This window comes from Rhodoferax ferrireducens (genome assembly GCF_003347515.1).
Lineage (GTDB): Bacteria > Pseudomonadota > Gammaproteobacteria > Burkholderiales > Burkholderiaceae_C > Rhodoferax.
Genome location: NZ_QEII01000146.1, coordinates 1 through 4,389, shown reverse-complemented (window position 1 = coordinate 4,389; position 4,389 = coordinate 1). Strand labels below are relative to the sequence as shown.

General features: G+C 56.3%; 5 protein-coding genes. 4 read left to right on the top strand and 1 reads right to left on the bottom strand.

The genetic code is table 11. The features are described from left to right. Window positions 1-149 precede the first annotated feature (149 nt). Both C5P05_RS00740 and C5P05_RS00735 read left to right on the top strand, forming a co-directional pair. The gene (locus C5P05_RS00740) at window positions 150-809 is read left to right on the top strand and encodes a dihydrofolate reductase family protein (protein ID WP_114968009.1); all 660 of its coding nucleotides are present in this window, start codon (window positions 150-152) and stop codon (window positions 807-809) included. Between the two features lie 22 nt (window positions 810-831). Continuing rightward, on the top strand, window positions 832-1,245 hold the full coding sequence (locus C5P05_RS00735; protein ID WP_114968010.1) for a nuclear transport factor 2 family protein: 414 nt from the start codon (window positions 832-834) through the stop codon (window positions 1,243-1,245). Between the two features lie 307 nt (window positions 1,246-1,552). On the opposite strand, the gene C5P05_RS00730 is transcribed toward C5P05_RS00735, so the two are convergent. After that, window positions 1,553-2,389, bottom strand: a complete 837-nt coding sequence (locus C5P05_RS00730; RefSeq protein ID WP_114968008.1) for a PEP-CTERM sorting domain-containing protein — start codon at window positions 2,387-2,389, stop codon at window positions 1,553-1,555. A gap of 216 nt (window positions 2,390-2,605) precedes the next feature. Here C5P05_RS00730 and C5P05_RS00725 point away from each other — a divergent pair, with 216 nt between their 5' ends. Further along, complete coding sequence (locus C5P05_RS00725; RefSeq protein ID WP_114968007.1) at window positions 2,606-3,097, top strand: HipA domain-containing protein; 492 nt, start codon at window positions 2,606-2,608, stop codon at window positions 3,095-3,097. 410 nt (window positions 3,098-3,507) lie between these two features. Then, entirely contained in the window at window positions 3,508-4,269 is a 762-nt protein-coding gene (locus tag C5P05_RS00720; protein ID WP_114968006.1) for a toll/interleukin-1 receptor domain-containing protein, read from the top strand. Window positions 4,270-4,389: the final 120 nt, after the last annotated feature.

The following is a 4,389-nucleotide window of genomic DNA, read 5'->3' as shown; positions in this document are numbered from 1 at the left end:
AGTGGTGCAAAATCTCACTCGTCGGGCTCACCAATTGGGCTTTCAACTTACACCACAGCAAACCTCCTCAGCATGATTTCAAATATCCGATTTCTCAAGGCTGCTGGGGAAGTTTCTTAAGAGGCGTCAATCGAAAGGAAGGCATGAAAATGACACGCGTCCGAGTTGAAGGCTTTACTATCTCGCTTGACGGATACGGAGCTGGTCCGAATCAGGACATCAGGAATCCGCTCGGCGTGGGCGGGACAGATTTGCACCAGTGGTTATTCCCGACACGCACGCTCCAACGGACCCTATTTGGCGCCGACGGTGGCACGACGGGGATTGATGACGACTTCGCTGCGCGGGGCTTCAGACATGTTGGCGCCTGGATTCTCGGAAGGAACATGTTCGGACCGATTCGCGGTTCCTGGCCCGACATGAACTGGAAAGGCTGGTGGGGGGACAACCCGCCCTATCACGTTCCAACTTTCATCTTGACTCATCACGCGCGCCCGCCCATTCAGATGGAAGGCGGAACGACTTTCTACTTCGTCACGGGCGGCATTCACGAGGCGCTTGATCGGGCGCGCGACGCAGCCAACGGAATGGATGTGCGCATTGGCGGCGGACCTGACACTGTCCAGCAATATCTTCGTGCGGGCCTCATCGATGAGCTGCACATCGCCATCTCGCCGATCCTGCTGGGCGGGGGAGAGCGATTGTTCGAGGGGATTGACATGCGCGCTCTGGGATATGAATGTGTCCAGTTTGTTGCGTCGGAGAAAGCCACCCATGTTGTACTCCGGCGCCAAGTACCTGAAACCTGAAATTCGTGAAGGAGAGCAGATCATGGCCAATACGTTTCCTGAGTTCACCACCGAGGTCTTGCAGGACTTCGCCGATGCGTGGAATCGCCATGACATTAATGCCTTGATGTCCTTCATGACCGACGACTGTGTCTTTGAATCGTCGGCAGGCCCGGACATCTGCGGAACCCGCTACGCCGGCCGTGAGGCCGTGCGGGCCGGATTTGCGGAGGTCTGGGTGACGTTTCCTGATGCCCACTGGGGGAATGCCTGCCACTTTGTCCAAGGTGACCGCGGCGTGTCGGAGTGGACCTTCACTGGCACCCGAGCAGACGGCGCTCGTGTGGAAGTTCATGGCTGTGACCTGTTCACTTTTCGCGACGGCAAAATTGCGCTGAAGAACTCCTATCGGAAAAACCGTCCGCCCTCAAGCGCCAGGACAGATTCGCCGCGTTGAAGAGCTACGACGCCCCATCCCTACATGCCGCGAGCGCGCAATCCCGGGCCTAGTCCGTCGTTTGAGGTCTGCTTATGCAGGTACAAATACAGCGGCAAGGGCCGTTGTTCGAAGAACCAAATCAATCATCACTTTCCAGGGAGAATGATTGCGCCTGGCCAAGTGCGTTGCCCACGAATTTGGTCACTCTCACCGTATGCCCTCGTGGCGAACTTGCCAGACTCTGTATCTCAGCGCAGGAGGGGATCGCTTTATCGTCGGCCCAAGGCGCGATGCCTGGGCTGATGTGTTGAACTCCTGTTCGTGATCAGATGCTGTGGTGGCGGCGACGCAACCCTGCCAGACAGCCAAGCAGTCCGAGGGCGACCAACGGAAAACTCGATGGCTCGGGGACGCTCTGCAGTGCTTGTGGCTCTGCATAAAGAAAATCGTCCATGACCACAATGTCGTCATTTGGATTGCCCAACACGCCATTGGAAATTAGCGTATTCATACCCGAAGTGAGGCGAACCCGGCTGATCCTCTCGCCGGCATTGGCAACCGCACCCACAAAGCTCAATCCCTGGTTCCCCGCAACCAAAGCGTCGCGAGAGAAAATGATTGAATTGCTCTCGTCGAAGAACTCGATCCTCGTCTGAGCAGCCACTTCGACGTCGACGAAGATCGCAGCGAAGGCACTGGTGGTGGCAACCGTCATCGTACCCGGCACATAGAACAGAACATCCGTGATGTTGCTGCCGACCGCAGTGAACAGCCGCTGCGCGCTGAAGCTCTGGAAATCACTGCCAAATCCGAACAGCGCGGGCGTGGCCAATCCGGCGTTGGCGCTCACGAGGAAGCCCGTTCCTGGCGTGCTGAGTACAGCCCCGCGGGGCGAGTTGACGTTGAAGAAGTTGGCAGGCAACGCATTCGGGTCGGATAGATTATTAGGTACGCCATCCCAGTTGATCTCGCGGCGAAGTCCACCGAAGGAGCCATTGGCCCCGGCGATCGTTCCGCCACCGACGGCTGTGCGAAAGGCATCTCGCGTCGGTGTGATCGAAGCGGGGTCGGCACCAGCCGACTCGAAAGTCACAAAGCCGGCCCAAGCCGTAGGGACTAAAAGCAACGCGGCCAGGAATACAGAAAGGATGCGTAGTTTCACGAAACCTCCTCATTTATGCGACTTGGACGACTCACCAATTCCGTTGTACATCTCGCCCTGGGCGGATATGACCCTGCTGTCCACGCGAGATTCGCAGCAATACCTGTGCCATGCAAATACAAGTTGGATAAGCTGGTTGTATTGATTGAAGAATTTCGTCGACGGTGTAAGTCTGGAGATGGTGAGTCATCTGTCATGTAAAGTTTTTCGACAGTCATCTGGACAAGGGCTTACCGCTCACGCATAACAAGGTGCCGGTCGTGCGAGCATGCCATCCGCGCCAACTCACCGCAGCCCACAGCGGATGCCCGGCAACTGTGGCGCCGCATCGTGTTCAACCTCTTGATCACCAACGTGGACGACCACCTGCAGAACCTTGGCTTTCTGCAACTGAGCAACGCACAGTGGCGGCTGACCCCGGCCTTTGACCTCAACCCGTTTCCGGACAAGGACCGCGAGTCCAAAACGTGGTTGTCCGCTGACGTGGGGCCTGTCATGGGGCTGGCCCCCTTGATGGCCCACTGCGCCTACTTTTCCCTGACGCCCACCCTGGCCCTGGCGGCGTTGGCCGACGTGGCCAAGTCGGTGTCCGACTGGCGGACGGTGGCCCGCCATGCGACCGTGGGCCTGCACAGCCATGAGTTGGACGACTTCGCCCCAGCCTTCGAGCATGAGCAGATGGACGCAGCACGCAAGCTGCTGGGGTGACGAGCTTAAGCAGCGGCAGGCGTGGCGGATTTTTAGGCATTAAATCAGCCGCTAGCCCTTTTGGAATATGCGCAGGTAGCTATTTATTTGGTAGCAGTTTTGTTTCTGGTAATGGAGCTTATTCGTCACAAACCAGGCGGCAGCATTGGTTTTTTGAATGACTGGATGGCAGCGGACGCAGGCCTTCAAGATGCGCTCCCAATTTTTTGGGTCAGCCTGATTGAAGCCTAGAATCGATCAAAACGATTTGCGGGGTTTGTCGGAATTTTTACACCTGTATGGAAATTCAACAAAGTCGCTGAAATCAAGGCTACAAGCCGTTCTCCGGAGGAATTCATGTCCAGTTTATCCCGCAGTGCCCAGATTATTCCGCAGGTTTTGCGGAATACATTACGTTAGCCAGCTGCAAGATGCCCTACTCTGCCGACGAATTCGCTTATGGCCCTGTCGTCATCCTTCGAGGTAAGCACAAGGGGCGGATCGGTGAACTTGACGATGACACGATCCACAAGGGAAAGCTTCATGGAATCGTCAAGTTCGCTCCTTTCGGCATAACTGCGTACTACAGCCTGATACCGCTCACATACTTGCAAGCCCCAAATACTCAGCAACTACTGGCGCGACATGAGCAACTGTTCAACATGCTTACTCCGTATCGTGGAGCAGAAGCACAAGGCGAAGAACGCATCCTCGCGCTTGAAGAGCTCGCTTTTGTCTCCGGCGTTCTAAACGACAGAATGTTTACTGCTCGCTTCAGTAGCCCGCCACACGGCGCAATGATATTTCTGTCCCACGCCTCAGCTGACAAAGGCTTCGTGCGTGGGCTCGCAGTCGATCTTGGGGAACTTGGTCACCAACCTTGGCTAGATGAATGGGAAATTCTTGGAGGCGAGTCGATTCCAACCAAGATCGCTGAGGGCCTCGACCAAGCAGACTTCGTTGTCGTGGTCTTGTCAGAGCATGCGGTCGCATCTCGCTGGGTGGAGCAAGAGTGGCAAGCCAAGTTCTGGGCGGAAGTCAACGAACGCAAAGTCACTGTGATACCGATACTTCTTAATGACTGCACAGTTCCAACTCTGCTGCGAACCAAGAAATACATTGACTTCCGCCACGACTACACAGAGGCTCTTGAGGAGTTGGTAGGCTCAATCTCGCGTCATCTCAAACGTTAGCGATCCAGCCGGCCGCGCCCGGACTCCGTGCCGAAGAAACTTGAGCCGTGCGTGAGGTACCGTTGAGGGGCACGCCACACATGACCGGTAAGCCATTGGTGCCTTTGTGGCCCGTACGTT

What these genes read in the sequence shown, in the direction of transcription:
- C5P05_RS00720 (WP_114968006.1), top strand. Translation starts at nt 3,508, where the DNA reads ATGCCCTACTCTGCCGACGAATTCGCTTATGGCCCTGTCGTCATCCTT.
- C5P05_RS00740 (WP_114968009.1), top strand. Translation starts at nt 150, where the DNA reads ATGACACGCGTCCGAGTTGAAGGCTTTACTATCTCGCTTGACGGATAC.
- C5P05_RS00735 (WP_114968010.1), top strand. Translation starts at nt 832, where the DNA reads ATGGCCAATACGTTTCCTGAGTTCACCACCGAGGTCTTGCAGGACTTC.